Source organism: Actinomadura sp. 21ATH, assembly GCF_041951345.1.
Lineage (GTDB): Bacteria > Actinomycetota > Actinomycetes > Streptosporangiales > Streptosporangiaceae > Spirillospora.
Genome location: NZ_JBGNUR010000014.1, coordinates 190592 through 212634, shown reverse-complemented (window position 1 = coordinate 212634; position 22043 = coordinate 190592). Strand labels below are relative to the sequence as shown.

Sequence of the window (22043 nt, the reverse complement as noted above, 5' to 3'; positions counted from 1 at the left end):
GCGATCGGCGTGACCGGTGCGATCGGCGTCCGCGGGAGGTCCATATGGATGGTCAAGGATCGGGACGGCCGGACGATTCCCAGAGCGGCGTCCATCCCGACCCCGCCGGCCCGGACGGCGGGGTCTACGAGTGGTACACGCGGGGGCTGGCGCTGCTGAAGGCGGGCAGCGCGGCGGCGGCGGTGCAGCTGCTGGCGCGGGCGGCCGACGCCGAGCCGGCGTCGCGGTCGATCCGGGAGGCGCTGGCGCGGGCGCAGTTCGGGGCGCGGCGGTTCCGGGAGGCCGCCGAGAACTTCCGCTTCATCGTCGAGGTCGATCCGGCCGAGGACTACGCGCTGTTCGGGCTCGGGCTGTCCCTGAGCCGCCTCGGCGACTTCCAGGGCGCGGTGGAGCCGCTGGCCCTCGCCGCGGCCATGCGCCCCGAGAACAGGGACTACGCGAAGGCGCTGCGCCATGTGCGGGCCACCCTCGATGCCCGGAGGTGACGCTCTCGTACGATGGCGCGGATGAGAAGCTGTGACCGCCCGCTGTGCGAGGCATACGACGTCGCCCTGCTCGATCTCGACGGCGTCGTCTACATCGGCCACCGGCCGGTGCCCGCGGCGGCGGAGTCGCTGGCCAAGGCGCGGGCGGCGGGGCAGCGGCTCGCATTCGTGACCAACAACGCGTCCCGGACCCCGTCGGCGGTCGCGGCGCTGCTGACCGACGTGGGCGTCCCGGCGCGGGCGGAGGACGTGGTCACCTCCGCCCAGGCGGCCGCGCGGCTGCTGTCCGAGCGGCTCCCGCAGGGCGCGAAGGTGCTCGTGGTGGGCGGCATGGGACTGCGCCACGCCCTCTACGCGCGGGGCCTGAGGCCCGTCTCCACGGCCGCGGAGGAGCCGGCGGCGGTCGCCCAGGGCTACGACCCGGGCCTCTCCTACGGGCTGCTGGCGGAAGGGGCGGCGGCGGTACGGAACGGGGCGCTGTTCGTGGGCTCCAACGGCGACCTCACGATCCCGGGCGGGGGAGGCCCGCCGAAGCCGGGGAACGGCTCGCTGCTGAAGGTCATCGGCGCCGCGACCGGAGTGGAGCCGATCGTCACCGGCAAGCCCGAACGCCCCCTGCACCGCGAGTCGGTGATCCGCACGGAGGCGCGGCGCCCGCTGGTGGTGGGCGACCGTCTCGACACCGACATCGAGGGCGCCCACAACGGCGGCTCCGACAGCCTGCTGGTGTTCACGGGCGTGACCGAGCCGATGACCGCGCTCACGGCGCCGCCGCACCAGCGCCCCGCCTACCTCGCCCCCGACCTGTCCGGCCTGCTCGTACCGCATCCCGAGGTGCGCGAGGAGCAGGGCCGCTTCCTGTGCGGCGGCTGGACCGCGCAGTGGGACGGCGGCCAGGTCGAGCTGACGGGCGAGGGCGACGCCTACGACGGGCTGAGGGCCCTGTGCGCCGCCGCGTGGAGGGACGGGACGGTTCCGGAGGCGAGCGCGTTCGAGCGCTCGCTCCAGCGCCTCGATCTTGGCTGAACGTCCTCTTCCCGTTCGCCGGGCGGTCATGAGCGGATGATGACCTCTCCTGAGTTCATGACGGGAGAGGTGTTTCATGAGGCGTGTGTTGGCGGCGGGACTGGTGGCCGCGGGGCTCGCGGGTCTGGTGGGGGTGGCCGCCCCCGCCCAGGCCGAGGGCGGGAAGGCCGGGGGCGGGAGATTCGACCTGCAGGCGCACCGGGGCGGGCTCGGGCTGGTCGTCGAGAGCACGATCCCGGCGTTCGCGAACGCGCTGGAGCTCGGGGTCACCACCCTGGAGCTGGACGTGCAGATCACCGAGGACGGGCACGCGGTGGTGACGCACGACCGCCGGGTCAGCGACCGCAAATGCCAGGACACCGCCCCCGCCGTTCCGGGCGACCCCGAGTACCCCTATGTCGGGAAGTACGTCAACACGCTCTCGCTCAAGCAGGTCCGCACCATGGACTGCGGGACGCGAACCCTGCCGGAGTTCCCTGGGCAGCGGGCCGTGCCGGGGGCGAGGATGCCGCTCCTCCGCGAGGTGTTCGCGCTGGTTCACCGCTACCGCGCGTACGGCGTGAAGCTCAACGTCGAGACCAAGGTGGAGGCGGGGGCGCCGCACGAGACGGCTCCGCGCGAGCAGTTCGTCCAGGTCACGGCGCGGGAGGTGCGGCGCGCGCGCATGCTGCGCCAGGTGACGATCCAGAGCTTCGACTGGGGCGCGCTGATGCGGATACGCCAGGTCGAGCGCAGGCTGCCGCTCGTCGCGCTCACCAACTACGACTTCCTGCAGACAGGGCGGCCCGGGCGCTCGCCCTGGCTCGGCGGCATCGACATCGACGACTTCGGCGGCGACCCGCTGCGGGCGGTGAGGTCGTTCGGCGCGGACGCGTTCTCGCCCGTCCACGGGTTCCCGCAGAACGGCAAGGTCACCGACCCGGGCTACCGGCCGTACGTGACGAGGGACATGGTCCGGCGCGCGCACCGGATGCGGCTCAAGGTGGTCCCCTGGACCGTCGACGACGCCCCCACCATGGCCAAGCTCATCGACGACGGCGTGGACGGGATCATCACCGACCGCCCGGACGTCCTGCGCGCCGTCATGGCCGAGCGCGGCATGCGGCTGCCCCGCGCGTACCGGGGCCGCTGACCCCACCCGGCACGGCCCCCGCCGACGCCCGCCGTCCGGGGCCCGGACGGCGGGCGGCGAACGTCACAGCAGCTTGCGCAGGCGGAGCAGGTCGAAGATGCTCGCCTCGATCTTGAGCCGGCCGGACGCCCACGCCTTGGCCGGGTTCAGCTCGTCGTCGGCCAGCGCGACCAGGTCGTCGCTGGCCACGGTGAGCCGCACCTGGGCGCCCTTGGCGTCGCCGGTGGGCTCGAACGGGTCGAGCCCGCCGGCGTGCAGCCGGGTGGCGTAGGCCACCCCGAGATCGGGGATCCGGCAGCTGATCGTCCGTTCCACCACATGCTCGGCGAGCCGGTCGGCGTCCACCGCCGCCAGGCGTTCCGCGATGCGGCCGAGCGCGCCGCGGCACTCCTCCTCGTTCGCCATGGTCAGGCCGTTCCCCGTTCGATCGACGACGATGTCGTGATGGGACGGTAGCGTTCTGACCGGGCCCGTGCGACTCGCGGCGGGCGATCGGGGCCCGCTGGAGGGAGACGAGATGTCCGACGAGGCCGCGCAGGACCCGGCGCAGGCGGGGCCCCCGCGCGCGCACGCGGCGGCCCCGCCCGGTCCCGAGCCGACCGGCGATCCCCGCGTCGACGACGCCCTGGCCGGGCTGAACGGGCTGGCCGGCACCCCGGTCGCCGGGCACGTGGCGGTCTTCGGCGAGATCCACCGGCGCCTGCAGGACCTCCTGACCTCCGCCGACCAGGACGACCACCCGGCGGCCCCCGCCGCGCCCGCCCCCGGCGGGCCGCGCGGCCCGTACCCGGGGCCGCGTCCGGGCCCGCAGGGAGCCCGTCCGGCGGCCCCCGGGCCCTGGACCGGGACGGGCGGGGGGCGCGGGTGACGCGGCGGCGGCTGGACGCCGAACTGGTGCGGCGGAAGCTGGCGCGGTCGCGGGAGCACGCCTCGGAGCTGATCGCCGAAGGCCGGGTACGGGTCGGCGGCCGGCCGGCCTCGAAGGCCGCGACGCAGGTCGAGGCCGGGGCGGCGATCCTCGTCGACACCGCCGACGAGGGGCCCGGGTACGTCTCGCGCGGCGCGCACAAGCTGGCCGGGGCGCTGGCGGCGTTCGACGGGCTGAAGCCGGCGGGCCGGGTGTGCCTGGACGCGGGCGCGTCGACCGGCGGGTTCACCGACGTGCTGCTGCGCGCGGGCGCCGCGCGCGTGTACGCGGTCGACGTCGGCCGCGGCCAGATCGCCTGGTCGCTGCGCACCGACGACCGGGTCACCGTCCTCGAGCGGACCAACGTCCGCGACCTGACGCCCGAGCTGCTCGGCGCGCCCGAGGCGCCCGCGCCCGACCTGGTGGTCGGCGACCTGTCGTTCATCTCGCTGCGCCTGGTCCTGGAGCCGCTGCGGCGCTGCGCCGCGCCCGGCGCCGACTACGCGCTCATGGTGAAGCCGCAGTTCGAGGTGGGCAAGGACCTGGTCGGCGCGGGCGGCGTCGTGCGCGACCCGGAGCTGCGCGCCGGCGCGGTACGGGACGTCGCACAGCACGCGGCGACGCTCGGCCTGGGCGTGCTCGGCGTGACCGCGAGCCCGCTGCCGGGCCCGGCTGGCAACGTGGAGTACTTCCTGTGGATGCGGGCCGGCGCCCCGCCGCTGGCGGACGCCGACCTGGCGCGGGCCGTCGCGGAGGGACCGCAGTGATCCGTTCCGGCGGGCCCGACGTAGAAGCGGGCGTGGAAGGCACAGTGGAAGCGAACGCGGCAACGGCGTCGGAGCGTGCGCATGGGTGAGAGAGCGGTACTGGTCGTCACGCACACGGGACGGCCGGAGGCGGTGCGCAGCGCGCAACTGGTGATCGACCGGCTCAGCGCGGCGGGCATCTCGGTCCGCGTCCTGGAGAGCGAGGCCGCCGACATCGGCTGCGCGGGCGTGGACGTGCGGCCGGGCACCGCCGAGGCGGCCGAGGACGCCGAGGTCGTCATGGTGCTCGGCGGCGACGGCACGCTGCTGCGCGCCGCCGACCTGGCGCGCCCGGCCGGCACCCCGCTGCTCGGCGTCAACCTCGGCCACGTCGGCTTCCTCGCCGAGGCCGAGCGCGAGGACCTGGCCGCGACCGTCGACCGCGTCGTCAGCCGCCGGTACGACGTCGAGGAGCGGATGACGATCGACGTCGTCGTGCGCCGCAACGGCGGCGTCGACGGCACGACGTGGGCGCTGAACGAGGCCAGCGTGGAGAAGGCCGAGCGCGAGCGGATGCTGGAGGTCGTCGCCGAGATCGACGGCCGCCCGCTGTCCAACTGGGGCTGCGACGGCGTCGTGTGCGCCACCCCGACCGGCTCGACGGCGTACGCGTTCTCCGCGGGCGGCCCGGTGGTGTGGCCGGAGGTCGAGGCGATGCTGGTGGTGCCGATCAGCGCGCACGCGCTGTTCTCCAGGCCGCTGGTGGTCTCGCCGCGGTCCGCGGTGGCGATCGAGGTGCAGCCGGGCACGGCCCGCGCGGTGCTGTGGTGCGACGGCCGCCGCACCCTGGACCTGCCGCCGGGCGCGCGCGTCGAGGTCCGCCGTGGCGCCGCTCCGGTACGGCTCGCGCGGCTGCACCTGACGCCGTTCACCGACCGGCTGGTGACCAAGTTCGGGCTGCCGGTCACCGGCTGGCGCGGCCGGGCCCGGCAGGCCGCGGCCGCCGCCCTGCCGCCGGGCCCGCCGGCCGGGCCGCCGGACGACGAGCCGGCCGGCCGCGAGCTGACCAGGAGCCGTCCGGCAGACCTCAGCGGACCCGCGACGGGCGAGGTGACCAGGGACGATGCGATCGATACGGGCGGACCTGAACCGGGCGGGGAGGCCCCGGGCGGGCGAGGGCGGTAACCTCACCAGCGAGGCGCTGAAACCGGGATCTGTTTTGCGAGGGGTTGTGACGCTGGTGCGTCCGATGGTCGATGAGGTGCGGATCCAGGGCCTCGGTGTGATCGACGAGGCCGTGCTCGATCTGTCCCCGGGGTTCAACGTCGTCACCGGCGAGACCGGTGCGGGCAAGACCATGGTGGTCACCAGCCTGGGCCTGATGTTCGGCGGCCGCGCCGACCCGCAGCGGGTCCGGCCGGGCGCCGACCGCGCCACCGTGGAGGGCCGGATCGTGGTCGATCCGGGCGGCCGGGTGGTCGAGCGGGTCGAGGAGGCGGGCGGCGAGCTGGACGACGGCGCGCTGATCATCACCCGCTCGGTGTCGGCGGAGGGCCGCTCGCGGGCGCATCTGGGCGGCCGGTCCGTCCCGGTGAGCCTGCTGATCAACCTGGCCGACGATCTGGTGGCCGTGCACGGGCAGTCCGACCAGCAGCGGCTGCTGCAGGCTGGCCGGCAGCGCGGCGCGCTCGACCGGTACGCGGGCAACGCCCTGGTGAAGCCGCTGCGCGCGTACACCGCGACGTACCGGCGGCACCGCGAGGTCACCGCGCTGCTGGAGGAGCTGACGACCCGGGCGCGCGAGCGCGAGCAGGAGGCCGAGCTGCTGCGCTTCGGCCTGGAGGAGATCGAGAAGGTCGATCCCAAGCCGGGCGAGGACGCCGAGCTGGCGGCCGAGGAGGAGCGGCTCGGGCACGCCGACGCGCTGCGCGGCGCCGCCGACACCGCGCACGAGTCGCTGCTGGGCGACCCGTCGGCCGCGTTCGAGGCGGCCAACGTCGTGAGCCTGCTCGGCACCGCCCGCAACGCGCTGGACGCCGTGCGCGACCACGACCCCGAGCTGGCGGCGCTGGCCGACCGGCTCGCCGAGGCCGGCTACCTGGTCTCGGACGTGGCCACCGATCTGGCCGCCTACGCCGAGTCGGTGGACGCCGACCCGGCGCGGCTGGCGGTCGTCCAGGAGCGGCGCGCCGAGCTGACCGGGCTCACCCGCAAGTACGGGCAGACGCTCGACGAGGTCATCGAGTGGTCGCGGACGTCGGCCGCGCGGCTCACCGAGCTGGAGGGCGACGACGACCGGATCGAGGCGCTGCGCGCCGAGCACGCCGAGTTGTCGGAGCGGATCGCGGCCGAGGCCGCGGAGCTGACGTCGGTGCGCACGAGCACGGCCGAGCGGTTCTCGGCGGCGGTGACCGAGGAGCTGACCGCGCTCGCGATGCCGCACGCCCGCGTCCACGTGACCGTGAGCCCGACCGGCGAGTACGGCCCGCACGGCGCCGACGAGGTCGAGGTGCGGCTCGCGCCGCACCCGGGCGCGCAGCCGCTGCCGCTGCACAAGGGCGCCTCGGGCGGCGAGCTGTCGCGGGTGATGCTGGCGATCGAGGTGGTGTTCGCGGGCGCCGACCCGGTCCCGACGTTCGTGTTCGACGAGGTCGACGCGGGCGTGGGCGGCAAGGCCGCGGTCGAGATCGGCCGCCGGCTGGCGCGGCTGGCCCGCAACGCCCAGGTGATCGTCGTCACCCACCTGCCGCAGGTCGCGGCGTTCGCCGACCAGCACCTGCTGGTGGAGAAGTCCGACGACGGCACCGTGACCAGCAGCGGCGTCACCGCGCTCGACCGGGAGGGCAGGGTCCGCGAGCTGTCGCGGATGCTGGCCGGCCTGGAGGACTCCGAACTCGGCCGCGCCCACGCCGAGGAGCTCCTGGAGCTGGCCGCCGAGGAACGGTGACGGCCCCGCCCCTGCCCGCGGCCCGTTCCGGCGCCGGAACGGGCGGGCCGGGGCGGGTGATCCGTCTCACAGGCGGGCGTTCCGACAAGGGCGGCGAGCCGAAAACAACGCACCGTGCACGAACGAACACGCCTGCCCGTTCGTCGTTACCGGTGTCGCCCCCCGTGCTCTGGCAGGATGATTGTTGATGAACGACCCGTCTTCGACCACCGAGCGGCGCGTCCGGCTCTCCCAGAAGCTGCCGCGGCGCGTACTTCCGCTGCGCCGTGGCAGGGAGGACGGCCGCGCCGGAGTCAGCGCCACGGTACGGCTCGACCGCCGCACCAAGAACCTGACCAAGCGCCTGCAGCCCGGCGAGATCGCCGTCATCGACCATGTCGACCTCGACCGGGTCAGCGCCGAGGCGCTGGTGTCGTGCGAGGTCGGCGGCGTGGTGAACGTCGCGCCGAGCATCTCGGGCCGCTATCCCAACCTCGGCCCGCAGATCCTGGTGGAGGCCGGCATCCCGCTGGTCGACGACGTCGGCCCGGAGATCTTCACCCGGCTCGACGAGGGCGACCAGGTCCGGCTGGAGGACGAGGTCCTCTACCGCGGCGACGAGGTGATCGCCAAGGGCACGGCGCAGAACGCCGAGACCGTCGAGGCGTCCATCATCGAGGCCAAGGCGGGGCTGTCGCACCAGCTCGAGGCGTTCGTCGCCAACACGATGGAGTACGTCAAGCGCGAGCGCGACCTGCTCATCGACGGTGTCGGCGTGCCCGAGGTCACCACCCGGCTGGAGGGCCGGCACGCGCTCATCGTGGTGCGCGGCTACCACTACCGCGAGGACATCGCGGCGCTGCGGCCGTACATCCGGGAGTACCGCCCGGTGCTGATCGGCGTGGACGGCGGCGCGGACGCGCTGCTGGAGGCCGGCTACCGGCCCGACATGATCGTCGGCGACATGGACTCGGTCTCCGACGACGCGCTGACCTGCGGCGCCGAGATCGTCGTGCACGCGTACCGGGACGGCCGGGCGCCCGGCCTCAAGCGGGTGCACGAGCTCGACCAGGAGGCGGTGGTGTTCCCGGCCACCGCGACCAGCGAGGACATCGCGATGCTGCTCGCCGACGACAAGGGCGCCTCGCTCATCGTCGCGGTCGGCACGCACGCCAACATGGTGGAGTTCCTCGACAAGGGGCGCGCCGGGATGGCGAGCACGTTCCTCACCCGGCTCCGGGTGGGCAGCAAGCTCGTGGACGCCAAGGGCGTGAGCCGCCTCTACCGCAGCAGGATCTCCACCGGCTCGCTGCTGTTCCTCGTGCTCGGCGCCTTCATCGCCATGACCACCGCCGTGTTCATGTCGCCGGCCGGGGACGTCATCCGCCCGCTGCTGGCCGACCGCTGGCACGCGTTCATCTTCTGGCTGACCGGACTCTTCACGTGATCGATTTCCGCTACCACCTCGTCTCCATCGTCGCGATCTTCCTGTCGCTGGCGCTGGGCATCATCCTCGGCTCCACCACGCTGTCGCAGTCGGTGACCAAGGGCCTGCAGCGGCAGACCGCGGCGCTGGCCAAGAGCAACGAGGAGCACCGCCGCGCGGAGGACAGGCTGCGCCGCCAGGTGGAGGGCGACGAGAACTTCGCCCGCTCGCTGGCCCCGCAGATCGTCGCCGACCGGCTCAAGGGCCAGTCGGTGGTCTTCGTCGAGACGCCGGGCGCCAGCAACTCCAGCATCGAGCAGCTGAGCGGCCTGGCCAAGAACGCGGGCGCCACCGTCACGGGCCGGGTGACGATCCAGAAGAAGTTCCTGGACGACAACCAGACCAGCACCGTCGACGAGCTGGCGGCCCAGCTCAAGCCGGCCGACCTGGCGTTCCCGTCCGGCGCCGGCACCTACGACAAGGCCGGCGCGGTGCTGGCCTCGGCGCTGGTGACCAAGGACGCCGCCAGCGCGGGCCGGGAGGACGCCGCCACCGCCTCGATCCTGGGCGGGTTCCGGCAGGCGGGTTACGTGACCACCAGCGGGAAGCCCGGCCAGCATGCGACACTCGCGGTCATGATCGCACCGTCGTCGCCGTACGCGTCCGAGGGCGGCGACACCGACAACAAGGCGCTGCTCTCGCTGGCCGGCGCGCTGGACGGCGCCGGGAGCGGTGCCGTGGTCGGCGGCCCGACGACCTCCACGCAGGAGGGCGGGCTGCTCGCCGCGCTGCGCGACTCCGACACCGACAAGGCGGTCTCCTCGCAGGACACCGTCGACACGGCCTCGGGCCAGGTGGCGGCGATCCTGGCGCTGCAGAACGAGATGAGCGGCAGGACCGGCCGCTACGGGACGGGCTCGGGCGTGAACGGCTACCTCCCCTCGCCGGTCCCGGCCGCCGGAGGGAACGGGTGACCATGATCCGACCTGCCGCCCGGGTGCTCGCGGGCGCCGCGCTGGGCGCCGTCGCGGCGGGTGCCGCGTACCGTGCGCTGACCGCCCGCCCGCCCGGGCTGAACGGGCTGCCGGGCGAGGAGGTCTGGGGCCGCACCAACCACCGCGGCGAGCCGGTCACCCTCCTGGAAGGGCCCGCGTTCGTGGCCGGCGCCACCGCCGGCGCGCTGCTGGCGCCCGGCCTCGGCGGCCGGGTCCGCGCCGCCGCGCTGCTGGCCGGCGCCGGCGCCGGGATCCTCGGCGGGTACGACGACCTGGCCGGATCGGCGGACTCGCGCGGCTTCAAGGGGCATCTGGGCGCGCTGGCCAGGGGCGAGGTCACCAGCGGCGCGGTGAAGATCCTCGGGATCGGCGCGACCGGCCTGGCCGCCGCGGCCATCGCGGGCTCGTCCGCTCCGACCCGTACCGGGCGGGCGTTCGACACGCTGGTGAACGGCGCGATCGTGGCCGCCGGCGCCAACCTGATGAACCTGTTCGACCTGCGCCCCGGCCGCGCGATCAAGGTAGGGTTGATCACCGGCGTGCCGCTGGCGGTCACCCCCGCCGGCTCGGCCGTCGTCGCCGCCCCGCTGGGCGCCGCCGCCGCGCTGCTCCCCGAGGACCTGGCCGAGCGCGCCATGCTGGGCGACACCGGCTCCAACGCGCTCGGCGCGCTGCTGGGCCTGGCCGCGACCCGGCTGGGCCGCGGCCCCCGGCTGGCGGTGCTGGCCGGCCTGGCCGGGATGAACGCCGCCAGCGAGTTCGTCTCCTTCACCAAGGTGATCAAGAACACGCCGGTCCTGGACCGGATCGACATGCTGGGCCGCCGCCCGCCGGCGGTGCCCGCGCCGGGGGTCTCGGTCCCCGCGCAGGCGGGCCCGGCCCCGGTCGCCGACCCGGCCGGCTGAGCCCGCCGCGCCCGCGCGGCGCGGGCGTACGCCCGCGGCGGCGGGCCGGGCATGCCGGTCCGGTGCGGGCCGTGCCCACCCGAGCCGCACGGAAGGACCGTGCCGACCGGCCGGATCCGTGCGCGAGCCGTGCCCGTCCGCGCGGGCCCGCCGCGCGGCCGCCCCCCGACCATCGACCTACCGCCAGTGGTGAGAACCAGACCGTGACACCGACAGACGCGCCGCCGTCCCCCGCGGAGCGGGCGTGACGCCGCGCACGCGCCGGATCGCCGGCGGGCTGGCCGGTGCCGCGGTGGTCATCGGCGTGATCACGGTGCTGTCGCGGCTGGCGGGATTCGGGCGCACCTACGCGTTCTCGCAGACGGTCACCACGTCGTGCCTGAGCCAGGCGTACTTCACCGCCACGCAGCTGCCGAGCATCGTGTACGAGATCGTCGCGGGTGGCGCGCTGGCCGGCATGGTCGTGCCGGTGCTGGCGGGTCCGGCCGAGCGCGGCGACCGGGAGCAGGTCAAGCGGATCGCCTCGGCGCTGCTGACCTGGATCGTCCTGCTGATGCTGCCGCTGTCGGCGCTGATGGCGCTGCTGTCGCGGCCCCTGATGGAGCTGCTGGTGGGCGGCGACCTCCAGGGCTGCTCGCGGTCGGGGATCGTGTCGGTCGGCGCCGACATGATGGCGGTCATGGCGCCGCAGATGGTGATGTACGGGGTCGCGGTCGTCCTGTACGGCCTGCTCCAGTCGCACCGCCGGTTCGTCGCGCCCGCGCTGGCGCCGCTGATGTCGAGCGTGGTGGTGATCGGGGCGTACCTGGCGTACGCGCCGCTGGGCCGCGGGTACGAGAACGACCTGGCGGGCCTGCCGCTGCCGGCCGAGCTGACGCTGTCGATCGGGACGGCGCTCGGCGGGGTCGCGATGGCCGCGACGGCGGGCGTGGCGGCCTGGCGGCTGCGGCTGGGACTGCGGCCCGCGCTGCGCTTCCCCGAAGGAGTGGCGCCGAAGGTGCGGCGGCTCGCGGCCGCCGGGCTGGCGACGGTGCTGGCGCAGCAGCTGTCGGCGCTCCTGGTGGTGCGGCTGAGCTACGAGGGCACCGGCGGGGCGCTGGCCAACTACCAGTACGCGTGGGCGATCTACCTGCTGCCGTGGGCGATCCTCGCGGTGCCGATCGCGACCAGCGCGTTCCCGATGCTGTCGGCGCGCGTGGAGGAGCCCGCGGAGTTCGACCGGATCACCGCCGCCACCACCCGCGCGGTGATAGTGGCGTCGTGCGCGGGCGCGGCCGTGCTCGCCGCGGTGGCGCTCCCGGCCGCCGCGGTGTTCAATCCCGGGCAGGCGGACCAGCGGGAGGTGCTGAGCCGGGCGGTGCTGGCCTTCGCGCCGGGACTGCTCGGATACGGGCTCGTCGCCCACCTGGGCCGGGTGCTGTTCGCCTGCCATCGGGGGAGGATGGGGGCCGCCGCCACCGTCGCCGGCTGGCTGCTGGTGATGGCCGCCGACGTGGCGCTGGTGCTCACCGTCGAGCGGCAGTGGGTGGTGGCGGCGCTGGGCCTGGGCAACGCCGCCGGCATGACCGTGGCGGGGGCGCTGCTGCTGGCCGCGGTGGTGCGGGCCCGGGGCCGGGCGGCGGTACGGGGCGTACCGCGCGCGCTGGCCGCCGGGATCGCCGGGGGAGCCGCCGGAGGGGCCGCGGGCAACGCCGCCGCGGCGGCCTTGGGCACGGGGGGACAGGTGCTGAACATCGGGATCGCCGCACTCGCCGCCGCCGTCGCCGCGGCCGCGTTCGCGGCGGTCGCGTTCGTGATCGACGGCCGGGATCTGCGGGCCGTGCTGACGGGTGGGCGGAGGCCGGGGGGCCTGGGGGTCCGCCCCCGGAGTGACACTGAGCCGGAAGGTGGGCGGAATGACTGAACGACACGCTCCCGCGGGAGACGCGGGCAAGCTGGACGGGCTGCGGGTGGCGCTCGTCCTCGGCACCAGCGCGGGCGGCGTCGGCCGGCATGTGCGGTCGGTGGCGTTCGGGCTGGCCGGGCGGGGCGCGCGGGTGGTGGTGTGCGGGCCCGCGGAGACCGAGGAGACGTTCCGGTTCGGGCGGCACGGCGTGCGGTTCGCCGAGGTCGACCTCGCCGACCGGCCCCGCCCGGTGGCGGACGCGAAGGCGGTGGGGCGGCTGCGCGCGATGCTGCGCGGCGCGGACGTGGTGCACGCGCACGGGCTGCGGGCGGGCGGCCTGGCCGCGGCCGCCTGCGCGCGGGTCGCCCCCGGGCCGCTGCGGCTGGGCCGCGGCGGCGTCCCCCTCGTGGTGACGCTGCACAACGCCGTGACCGCCGGCGGGAGGACGGCCGTGGCGTACGCGGCGCTGGAGCGCGTCGTGGCGCTGGGCGCCGACGAGGTCCTCGGCGTCTCGCCCGACCTGGAGGACCGGATGCGCGAGCTGGGCGCCCGCTCGGTCGGGCACGCGCTGGTGCCGGCGCCGGTGCCGCGCTCGCAGCCGGGCCCGGCGGCCCGGTCGGACCTGCGCGCCGAGCTGGGCGTGGGGGAGCGGCCGCTGATCCTGACGGTGGCGCGGCTGGCCGACCAGAAGGGGCTGCCGCTGCTGCTGGACGCGGCGCGCGGGTGGGCCCGCCGGACGCCGCCGCCGCTGGTCGCGATCGTCGGGGGCGGCCCGCTGAAGAACGCGCTGCAGGAGCGGATCGACCGCGAGGACCTGCCGGTGCGGCTGCTGGGGAGCCGCGGCGACGTCCCGGCGCTGCTGGCGGCGGCCGACGTGACCGTGGTGCCGAGCCTCTGGGAGGGGCAGCCGCTGATCGTCCAGGAGATCCTGCGGACCGGGCGGCCGCTGGTGGCGACCCGCGTCGGCGGAATCCCCCAGATGGTGGGGGCGGGGCGGGCGCCGGGCTCCGGGGACGCGCTGCTGCACGGCCCGGAGGCCGAGGCGGCGCTGCTCGTCCCGCCGAACGACCCCGCCGCGCTGGAGCGGGCCGTGAGCCGCGTCCTGGACGACTCGGCCCTGGCCGTCCGGCTCGGCGCGGCGGCCGCGGAGCGGGCCGAGTCGCTGCCGAGCGAGTCCGACGCGGTGGACCAGCTCGCGGGCATCTACCTGCGCCTGGCCGGCTGAACCGGCGCCCGCGTGGGAGGTGGTCGGGTCTTAGACGCCTCCTGCGCGGATCCGGTTCGATCTTTTCCGGAAAAAGTTCTGGATCTTTGGAACGCACCGGGAGGGCCCTACGTTTCAGGAGGTAGTGGAGGGGAGTATCCCTGCGCGCCGGTTTCGTCAGCACGGCCGATCCGTATCGGCCCGGGACCGGCGGCCCGTACTCATCAGCAGGGCGGGAGAGACCTCCGGCGCTGAACCATGCCCGCCGGAGGTGCTGTTTTGCACGTGTCCCCCCTGGTGTGGGGCCTGACGCTGTTCGGGATCCTCGCCATCATCCTCGCCGACCTGTTCCTCATCCACCGCAACGACACCCGCGAGTTCACCACTCGCCGGGCCGCGTTCTGGTCGACGATCTACATCGGCCTCGCCGTCGTCTTCGGCCTCGGCGTCTGGGCGTTCTCCGGAGGCGAGTACGCCGCGCAGTACTTCGGCGGCTTCGTCACCGAGAAGAGCCTGAGCGTCGACAACCTCTTCGTCTTCATGGTGATCCTGGCGCGGTTCGCCGTGCCGAAGGCCGCGCAGCACACCGTGCTGATGGCCGGGATCATCATCGCGCTGGTCCTGCGCGGCGTCTTCATCGCCGCGGGCGCCGCCGCGCTGCACGCCTTCACCTGGGTGTTCATCATCTTCGGCGCGCTCCTGATCTGGACCGCGATCGGCATGATCCGGCACCTGGACGACGAGGAGGAGGTCAGCGAGAACTTCCTGCTGCGCTGGGCGCGCAAGGTCCTGCCGACGAGCGACGAGTACGAGGGCAACAGGCTCTTCACGCGCAAGAACGGCCGCCGGCTGTTCACCCCGCTGTTCATCGTGATCGTGGCGATCGGCTCCACCGACGTGATGTTCGCGCTGGACTCGATCCCGGCGATCTTCGGCCTGACCACCGAGCCGTACCTGGTCTTCACCGCCAACGCGTTCGCCCTGATGGGCCTGGTGCAGCTGTTCTTCCTGGTGGGCGGGCTCGCCGAGCGGCTGGTCTACCTGAGCCACGGGCTGGCGTTCATCCTCGGCTTCATCGGGGTGAAGCTGATCCTGCACGCGATGCACGAGTACGGTGTCTCCTGGGCTCCCGACATCCCGATCTGGCTGTCCCTCGCGGTGATCGCCGGAACGCTGGTGGCCGTCACGCTGGCCAGCCTCACGGTCGGCCGGCGGTCCGCGCCGGCCGCCGCGAAGGGCGGCCCGGAGGGCGCCGTGGAGGGCTCCTCCGGGACGGCGCCGAAGGCCGCCGGCGCGGGCGACGCGAGCGCCCCGGCCGCGCCGGCCGAGCGCGAGGAGGCGCGCGAGGTGTGAGGGCCGCGCGTTACCCGATCTGAGACGAAAGTCACTTCCCACGGTGACCCGAATCCTGTTCTAGAATCAGGGTCGACACCAATGGGGCTGAGAGAAGGTGACGCATGGCCATCGGGCTGACCGAAGAGCATGAGGCACTCGCCGAGTCGGTACGCGGATTCGCCGAGCGCAACATCACGGCCGCGGTCGTACGGGCCGCGCTGGACGCCGGCGAGGAGGTCCGCCCGGAGTTCTGGTCGGCCCTGGCCGAGCAGGGCCTGCTCGGCCTGCACCTGGACGAGGAGCACGGCGGCCAGGGCTACGGCCTGCTGGAGCTGGCCGTCGTCCTGGAGGAGCTGGGCCGGGCCGCGGCGCCCGGCCCGTTCCTGCCCACCGTGCTGGCCGGCGCGGTGGTGAACGCCTCCAGCAACGCCAAGGCCCGCGCCGAGCTGCTGCCCGGGCTCGGTGACGGCTCCCGGACCGGCGCCGTGGCTCTGTCCGGCGGCCTCACCGGGCGCCGGGACGGCGCCGCGCTCGTCGTCACCGGCACCGCCGAGCCGGTGCTGGGCGCCGCGCTCGCCGACGTGCTCGTCCTACCGGTCGCCGTCGAGGGCGGCGGGACCGAGTGGGTGGCCGTGGACGCCGCCGAGGCGACCGTGACCCCCGTCGAGGCCAGCCTCGACCGGGTCCGCCGGGTCGCCAGGGTCGAGCTGGCCGGGACGCAGGTCGCCGCCGACCGCGTCCTGGACGGCCTCACCGACGCCGGCGTCCGGGGCCTGGCCGTCACGCTGCTGGGCGCCGAGGCGGCCGGCACGGCGGGCTGGTGCGTCACCACCGCCGCCGAGTACGCCAAGGTCCGCGAGCAGTTCGGCCGCCCGATCGGCCAGTTCCAGGGCGTCAAGCACAAGGCCGCCCGGATGCTGATCGCGCTGGAGCAGGCCCGCGCCGCCGTCTGGGACGCCGCCCGCGCCCTGGACGACGGCGCCGAGGACGTCGCGTTCGCCACCGCGGTGGCGGGCGTGATCGCGCTGGACGCCGGCGTGAAGACCGCCCGCGACGCCATCCAGATCCTCGGCGGCATCGGCTTCACCTGGGAGCACGACGCGCACGTCTACCTGCGCCGCGCGCTGACGCTGCGCGCCCTCGCCGGCCCCGCCAAGGGATACGCGGCCGAGGTGGCGGAGGCGGCGCTGGCCGGCGGCCGCCGCGAGGTCGTGCTGGAGCTGGACGAGGACGCCCAGCCGGTGCGCGAGCGCGTCCGCGCCGAGGTCGCCGAGCTGGCGAAGATCTCCGACAAGGGCGAGCTGCACCGCACCATGGGCGACGCGGGCTGGACCGTGCCGCACCTGCCCGAGCCGTGGGGCCGCGGCGCGGACCCCGTCGAGCAGATCCTCATCCAGCAGGAGCTCAGGGCCGCCAAGGTCAAGACCCCCAACCTGGTGATCGGCGCCTGGCTGGTGCCGTCGCTGGTCGCCTACGGCAGCGACGAGCAGAAGGAGCGCTTCCTGCGCCCGACGCTGCGCGGCGAGATGATCTGGTGCCAGCTGTTCAGCGAGCCGGGCGCCGGCTCGGACCTGGCCTCGCTGTCGATGCGGGCCGAGCGGGTCGAGGGCGGCTGGAAGCTGACCGGCCAGAAGATCTGGACGTCGGTGGCCCAGCACGCGCAGTGGGGCTTCTGCCTGGCCCGGACGAACCCCGACGCGGCCAAGCACGACGGCATCACCTACTTCCTGGTCGACATGAAGGCGCCGGGCGTCGACGTGCGGCCGCTGCGCGAGCTGACCGGCGAGGCGCTGTTCAACGAGGTCTTCCTGGACGAGGTGTTCGTCCCCGACGACCAGGTCGTCGGCGAGGTCGACAAGGGCTGGCAGGTCGCCCGCAACACCCTCAGCAACGAGCGGGTGTCGCTGTCGACCGGCGGCGGCATGGGCATGGGCGTGCCCGAGCTGCTGAAGTTCTACGAGACCGAGGACGGCCTGGACCCGGTCGCCCTGGCCGAGGTGGGCGGGCTGGTCGCGCAGGGCCAGTCGATCGACCTGCTGGGCCTGCGGACCACGCTCAAGCAGCTGAACGGCGTGGAGCCGGGCGCCGAGGCGTCGGTCCGCAAGCTGCTCGGCGTCCAGTTCAACCAGGACGTCGCCGACCACTGCTGGGCCGCGCAGGGCGCCGCGGCCGCGACCGAGGTGCCGATGACGCGCAGCGGCATCGTGGCGCGGGCCATGCTGTTCAGCCGGGCGATGACGATCTACGGCGGCACCACCGAGGTCCAGCTGAACATCATCGGCGAGCGGCTCCTCGGCCTGCCCCGCGACCCCGAGCCGGGCAAGTAGCGGCGGGACCGCGGCGGGCGGCGCGCCCGCCGCGGTTCAGCGCGGCCGCCAGGCGTTGACGACGTTGACGAGGACGATGGCCACCCACACCGTGACCAGCCCGGGCATGCCCGCCTTCTCGACCGCGATGGCGCTGAGCGGGATCGCGGCGAGCAGCGAGACGATCGCCAGCGCGGGCGAGCGATCGGGCGCGGGCCTGGCCGGCGGCGCGCCCCGGGTCGGCCGGGCGGCGCGGGCGCCCTCGCGGGCGGCGAGCTGCTCGTCGATGCGCTCGACCAGCGTCTCGATGAAGGCGTCGTCGTACTCGGGCCCCAGCTCCTGCCGGGCCGCCAGCGCCGCGGCGAGATCGTCGCGCGGCAGGCGTTGACTGGTCATCCTCTGTTTATACGCACAATGACGGCGGCGTGGCGTCACCCCTGGGAACGAAACCGCGCGTACGACCCCGGAGTGAGAGGTCCGACCTGGATAAAATGCCGACTTCGTCCAGTTTCCGTACGGAGGTCCACGTGAGTGCTCGGGCCCGCTCGGCCGCCCCCCACGCCCGCACCGCCGCCGGCTGCGCGGCGTTCGCCCTCGCCCTCACCCTCACCGGCTGCGGCGGCGACGAGAAGGCCCCGGCCGGCGCCGGCGCGTCGTCGAGCCCGCCGGTCTCCGTGCCGTCCGTGCCGATCGGCACCCCGTCCGCCGGCGCCCCGAAGATGGAGAAGGTGCCCAAGGTCCAGGCCGGGCAGATCAGGCCGCTGGTCGGGCGCTGGAACGGGCCCAACGGCGACCACTTCCTGTTCAAGGCCGACGGCACCGGCGCCTGGATGAAGGGCCGCCAGGCGCTGTGGAACGGCCAGGTCATCCCCGAGGGCAAGGGCAAGTACCGCTTCTCCTGGCAGGGCGGTGACCCCAAGAGCGCCTCGTACTGGGGCGCCACGCTCAACGCCGGGGGCACGAAGATGGTGTTCGCCGGCACCAACCAGACCTACACGAAAGCCAAGGGATGACCGCCCAGGGAACTGAGACCGACACTCCAACGGAAACCGGCGCGGGCACGGGCGCGGGGGGATTCGCGTCGCCTGCTGATGCGGGGCGGCGGCTGGCCGGGGTGGACTACCTGGCCGACGAGTCGATCGCCACCACGGTGTTCCTCGCCCAGGCGCTCGGCAAGCCGCTGCTGGTGGAGGGCCCGGCCGGGGTCGGCAAGACCGAGCTGGCCAAGGCGGTCGCCGCCGCGACCGGCTCCGAGCTGATCCGGCTCCAGTGCTACGAGGGCCTGGACGAGGCCCGCGCGCTGTACGAGTTCAACTACAAGAAGCAGCTGCTGGCGATCCAGGCCGCGCCGCAGGACCGCGGCTGGCAGGAGACCCACGACGACATCTTCTCCGAGGAGTTCCTGCTGGAGCGGCCGCTGCTGGCCGCGATCCGGCGCGACCACCCCACCGTGCTGCTGATCGACGAGGCCGACAAGGCCGACGTCGAGGTCGAGGGCATGCTGCTGGAGGTGCTGTCGGACTTCCAGGTCACGATCCCCGAGCTGGGCACGGTCAGCGCGGTCCGCCGGCCGTTCGTGCTCATCACCTCGAACGCGGCGCGCGAGCTGTCGGAGGCGCTCAAGCGGCGCTGCCTCTACCTGCACCTGAACTACCCCGACCCCGAACGGGAACGCGACATCGTGCTCGCGCAGGTCCCCGGGATCGAGGCGGCGCTGGCCGAGCAGCTGGTCCGCACGGTCGGGACGCTGCGCGAGATGGAGGTCAAGAAGGCCCCGTCGATCGCCGAGACGGTCGACTGGGCGCGCACCCTGCTGGCCCTGGGCCTGGACGAGCTGGACGAGGCCGCCGTGTCGCGCACCCTCGGGGTCGTCCTCAAGCACGTCTCCGACCAGGAGCGCGCCACCCGGGAACTGGGCCTCAAGGGCTGAGCGCGCGATGAGCACCGACACCCCGGACCGCTCCGCCGAGGAGCGCCGCTCCCTGGTCGACCGGCACACCGGCTTCACCGCGGCGCTGCGCGAGGCCGGGCTGCCGGTGTCGGTGGCCGAGGGGCTGGACGCGGTGCGCGCGCTCCAGGTGATCGACCTGGTCGACCGGGAGGCGCTGCGCTCCGCGTACGCCGCGACGCTGGTGAAGAGGCCCGTGCACCGCACGACCTTCGACACCCTCTTCGACCTGTGGTTCCCGGCGGCGCTCGGCGACGGCGCCGCGGCCGGGCCGGACCTGCGCCGCCCCGTACCGGGGGAGCGCCGCGTGCCGCCGCCGCTGGACCCGCAGGTGCAGGCACGCCGCCGGGAGCTGTTCGACCTGCTGCTGTCGGGCGACGACGCGGGCCTGCGCCAGTTCGCCCGCACGGCCGTGTCCGAGTACGGGCAGACGCCCGGGCAGGAGTCCTGGTTCTCCTCCGGCGTGCTGCGGGCGATGTCGCCCGAGACGCTGATGGCGAGCCTGCTCAACGCCGTGCTGAACGACCGGGAGCGCGGCGGCATGGCCGAGCGCGTCGCGCGGCAGAACCTCCGCTCCCGGATCGAGCGGTTCCAGGACCTGGTCGCCGGCGAGGTGCGGCGCCGCATCGCCGAGGACACCGGGGTCGAGCGGACCGCGCGGATGGTGGTCCGGCCGCCGCTGGAGAAGCTGGACTTCGGCCGCGCCGCCCGCACCGACCTGGCCGCGATGCGCCGCGAGATCTACCCGATCGCGCGGCGGCTGGCGACCAAGCTGCAGCAGAAGCAGCGCGCGGGCAACCGCGGCCGGCTGGACTTCCGCCGGACGGTACGGGCCTCGCTGGCCAGCGGCGGGGTGCCGCTGACCACCCACCACCGGCCCCGCCGCCCGCACAAGCCCGAGCTGGTCGTGCTGTGCGACGCCAGCGACTCGGTGTCGGCGTTCGCGCACTTCACGCTGCTGCTGACGTTCGCGCTGCGGGAGCAGTTCAGCAAGGTGCGGGCGTTCGCGTTCATCGACGCCACCGACGAGATCACCAAGTACTTCGCCCCGGGCGTGGACGTGGTGGACGCCATGACCCGGCTGGCCCGGGAGGCCGACCTGGTCTGGATCACCGGCCGCAGCAACTACGGCCACGCGATCAAGGTGTTCGACCGCAAGTACGCCGACGCGATCACGCCGAAGACCTCGCTGCTGGTGCTGGGCGACGCCCGCTCCAACTACGGCGAGCTGTCGCTGCCGATCCTGGAGCGGATGGCGGGCCGGGCGCGGCACGCGTACTGGCTCAACCCCGAGCCCCGCTCGCAGTGGGACACCGGCGACTCGGCCGCCTCCCGGTACGGGGAGATCGTCCCGATGTACGAGTGCCGCAACCTGTCGCAGCTCACCGAGTTCATCGAGGAGCTGGCCTAGCCGCGGTCGGGGACGAGCGCCGCGAACACCGCCCCGAGCAGGGCGATGGCGCTGCAGACCAGGATCGCGACGTTCGCGCCGTGCGCGTACGCCTGCGCGGGGCTCGCGTGGCCGCCGCCGGTCCCGGTGACGATGGCGCCGACCAGCGCCACGCCGAGCGAGGCGCCGATGTAGCGCGCGGTGTTGTTGGCGCCCGAGCCCATGCTCGCGCGCTCGGGCGGCACGCTCTCCACGGCCAGCCGCGCCAGCATCGCGTTGCCCAGGCCGCTGCCGATCCCGGCGAGGATGAGCCCCGGGACCATCCGCCACCAGTGCTCGTCCGGGGCGAAGCCCAGCAGGGCGAGCTGGCCGGCGGCGTTGAGCGCCAGCGCGGCGGCCAGCAGCCGTCCCGCCGGCAGCCGTGCGGGCAGCCGCCGCGCCTGCGCCGCGGCGACGAACGACAGCCCCGACCAGATGGCCAGCAGGAACGCGGCGGCCAGCGGTCCCATGCCGAGCGTCACGTACAGGACGGTCGGCACGAAGCTCATCAGGCCGATGATCCCGAGCCCGGTGACCAGCGCGCCGGTGACCGACAGCAGGAAGCGGGGCCGCCGGAGCAGGCCCAGGTCCAGCATCGGCTCCCGGCGGCGGGCCTCCACCAGCACGAACGCGCCGAGCAGCACGGCCGCCAGGACGAGCAGCCCGGCGACCTCGGGACGGCTCCAGCCGAGCCGGCCCAGGGTGACCGCGGCCAGCAGCGCCGCGACGCCCAGGCTCATCGTCAGCACGCCCGGCACGTCCAGGCCGCGGCGCCGCGCGGCCCGCGACTCGCGCAGCGTGCGGGCCGCGACCGCGGCCAGCAGCGCCGATCCCGCGACGGTGGCCCAGTACCAGAGCCGCCAGCCGCCCAGGATCCCGAGCCCGGCGGCGGCGATCGGGCCGAGCGCGATGCCGAGCCCCACCATGGCGCCCCAGATCCCGGTGGCGTGGGCGCGCCTCGGCCCGGTGAAGGTAGCGCCGACGAGGCCCAGCCCGGCCGCGATCAGGGCGGCGCTGGCGGCGCCCTGGACGATCCGGCCCGCGACGAACACTGCGGAGCCGGGGGCGACGGCGCAGGCCGCGCTGGAGACCGCCAGCAGGGCGGCGCCGAACACGAACACCCGCTTGCGGCCGTGGTCGTCGGCCAGGCTGCCGACCGCCAGCAGCGCCGCCGCCAGGCCGAGGCTGATCGAGCTCATCAGCCAGATCTGGGCGGTGGGGCCCGAGCCGAGCCCGGCGGCGGTGTCGGTCAGCATCGCCAGCGGCGCGGTGTAGTTCATCAGCGCCAGGAGCGTGGCGGCGGCCGGCAGGGCCAGCGCGCCCCGGGCGCCTCCGGCCGTGCCGGCCGCGGGGGTGGCCAGTGTCGTCATCCCGTTCCCATCTGGAAG

At 74.7% G+C, this 22043-nt stretch carries 19 protein-coding genes and 1 pseudogene; 17 read left to right on the top strand and 3 right to left on the bottom strand.

Annotation, left to right across the window (positions count from 1 at the left end):
- Positions 1 to 44: 44 nt before the first annotated feature.
- The 3 genes from ACA361_RS32095 (at position 45) to ACA361_RS32085 (ending at position 2643) form a co-directional block, all read left to right on the top strand.
- The gene (locus ACA361_RS32095) at positions 45 to 485 is read left to right on the top strand and encodes a tetratricopeptide repeat protein (protein WP_375018249.1); all 441 of its coding nucleotides are present in this window, start codon (positions 45 to 47) and stop codon (positions 483 to 485) included.
- A 21-nt stretch (positions 486 to 506) separates the two neighbouring features.
- A complete protein-coding gene (locus ACA361_RS32090) occupies positions 507 to 1511 on the top strand; it encodes an HAD-IIA family hydrolase (RefSeq protein ID WP_375018247.1) in 1005 nt (334 codons plus the stop codon).
- A 76-nt stretch (positions 1512 to 1587) separates the two neighbouring features.
- A complete protein-coding gene (locus tag ACA361_RS32085; protein WP_375018245.1) occupies positions 1588 to 2643 on the top strand; it encodes a glycerophosphodiester phosphodiesterase family protein in 1056 nt (351 codons plus the stop codon).
- Positions 2644 to 2706: 63 nt separating this feature from the next.
- On the opposite strand, the gene ACA361_RS32080 is transcribed toward ACA361_RS32085, so the two are convergent.
- Positions 2707 to 3048 carry an SCP2 sterol-binding domain-containing protein gene (locus ACA361_RS32080; protein ID WP_375018243.1) on the bottom strand — a complete coding sequence of 114 codons (342 nt, stop codon included), beginning with the start codon at positions 3046 to 3048 and terminating at the stop codon, positions 2707 to 2709.
- Between the two features lie 112 nt (positions 3049 to 3160).
- Here ACA361_RS32080 and ACA361_RS32075 point away from each other — a divergent pair, with 112 nt between their 5' ends.
- The 11 genes and pseudogenes from ACA361_RS32075 to ACA361_RS32025 all read left to right on the top strand — a co-directional run bounded on the left by ACA361_RS32075 (position 3161) and on the right by ACA361_RS32025 (position 17299).
- Entirely contained in the window at positions 3161 to 3511 is a 351-nt protein-coding gene (locus tag ACA361_RS32075) for a hypothetical protein (RefSeq protein ID WP_375018241.1), read from the top strand.
- Positions 3508 to 4317 carry a TlyA family RNA methyltransferase gene (locus tag ACA361_RS32070; RefSeq protein WP_375018239.1) on the top strand — a complete coding sequence of 270 codons (810 nt, stop codon included), beginning with the start codon at positions 3508 to 3510 and terminating at the stop codon, positions 4315 to 4317. The genes ACA361_RS32075 and ACA361_RS32070 overlap by 4 nt, the downstream gene beginning before the upstream one ends.
- Before the next feature lie 81 nt (positions 4318 to 4398).
- Positions 4399 to 5286: pseudogene (locus ACA361_RS32065) on the top strand (NAD kinase); the annotation flags it as partial.
- Positions 5287 to 5545: 259 nt separating this feature from the next.
- A complete protein-coding gene (gene recN / locus ACA361_RS32060; protein WP_375018237.1) occupies positions 5546 to 7243 on the top strand; it encodes a DNA repair protein RecN in 1698 nt (565 codons plus the stop codon).
- A gap of 187 nt (positions 7244 to 7430) precedes the next feature.
- A complete protein-coding gene (gene steA / locus ACA361_RS32055; protein ID WP_375018235.1) occupies positions 7431 to 8669 on the top strand; it encodes a putative cytokinetic ring protein SteA in 1239 nt (412 codons plus the stop codon).
- A complete protein-coding gene (locus ACA361_RS32050; protein ID WP_375018233.1) occupies positions 8666 to 9622 on the top strand; it encodes a copper transporter in 957 nt (318 codons plus the stop codon). Before steA ends, ACA361_RS32050 begins: the two co-directional genes overlap by 4 nt.
- A gap of 2 nt (positions 9623 to 9624) precedes the next feature.
- On the top strand, positions 9625 to 10548 hold the full coding sequence (locus tag ACA361_RS32045) for a hypothetical protein (protein ID WP_375018231.1): 924 nt from the start codon (positions 9625 to 9627) through the stop codon (positions 10546 to 10548).
- Between the two features lie 244 nt (positions 10549 to 10792).
- Positions 10793 to 12451: a murein biosynthesis integral membrane protein MurJ gene (gene murJ / locus ACA361_RS32040; protein ID WP_375018229.1), complete on the top strand. Its 1659-nt coding sequence runs from the start codon at positions 10793 to 10795 to the stop codon at positions 12449 to 12451.
- The gene (locus ACA361_RS32035) at positions 12444 to 13658 is read left to right on the top strand and encodes a glycosyltransferase family 4 protein (protein ID WP_375018227.1); all 1215 of its coding nucleotides are present in this window, start codon (positions 12444 to 12446) and stop codon (positions 13656 to 13658) included. Before murJ ends, ACA361_RS32035 begins: the two co-directional genes overlap by 8 nt.
- Positions 13659 to 13916: 258 nt before the next feature.
- Entirely contained in the window at positions 13917 to 14990 is a 1074-nt protein-coding gene (locus ACA361_RS32030; protein ID WP_375018225.1) for a TerC family protein, read from the top strand.
- Between the two features lie 104 nt (positions 14991 to 15094).
- Positions 15095 to 17299 (top strand): acyl-CoA dehydrogenase, encoded by a 2205-nt coding sequence (locus tag ACA361_RS32025; RefSeq protein WP_375018223.1) that lies wholly within the window; start codon positions 15095 to 15097, stop codon positions 17297 to 17299.
- Between the two features lie 36 nt (positions 17300 to 17335).
- Here the strand turns inward: ACA361_RS32025 and ACA361_RS32020 are convergent, their stop codons facing one another.
- Positions 17336 to 17674 (bottom strand): hypothetical protein, encoded by a 339-nt coding sequence (locus tag ACA361_RS32020; RefSeq protein ID WP_375018221.1) that lies wholly within the window; start codon positions 17672 to 17674, stop codon positions 17336 to 17338.
- Positions 17675 to 17805: 131 nt separating this feature from the next.
- On the opposite strand from ACA361_RS32020, the gene ACA361_RS32015 reads away from it, so the two are divergent.
- From ACA361_RS32015 to ACA361_RS32005, 3 genes are read left to right on the top strand one after another with little or no spacing between them, the layout of a single operon-like run.
- Entirely contained in the window at positions 17806 to 18291 is a 486-nt protein-coding gene (locus ACA361_RS32015; protein ID WP_375018219.1) for a hypothetical protein, read from the top strand.
- Positions 18288 to 19208 carry an AAA family ATPase gene (locus tag ACA361_RS32010; RefSeq protein WP_375018217.1) on the top strand — a complete coding sequence of 307 codons (921 nt, stop codon included), beginning with the start codon at positions 18288 to 18290 and terminating at the stop codon, positions 19206 to 19208. The genes ACA361_RS32015 and ACA361_RS32010 overlap by 4 nt, the downstream gene beginning before the upstream one ends.
- A gap of 7 nt (positions 19209 to 19215) precedes the next feature.
- The gene (locus ACA361_RS32005) at positions 19216 to 20637 is read left to right on the top strand and encodes a VWA domain-containing protein (RefSeq protein ID WP_375018215.1); all 1422 of its coding nucleotides are present in this window, start codon (positions 19216 to 19218) and stop codon (positions 20635 to 20637) included.
- Here the strand turns inward: ACA361_RS32005 and ACA361_RS32000 are convergent.
- Positions 20634 to 22025: an MFS transporter gene (locus ACA361_RS32000; protein WP_375018213.1), complete on the bottom strand. Its 1392-nt coding sequence runs from the start codon at positions 22023 to 22025 to the stop codon at positions 20634 to 20636. The two genes, ACA361_RS32005 and ACA361_RS32000, sit on opposite strands and share 4 nt — an antisense overlap.
- Between the last annotated feature and the right edge of the window lie 18 nt (positions 22026 to 22043).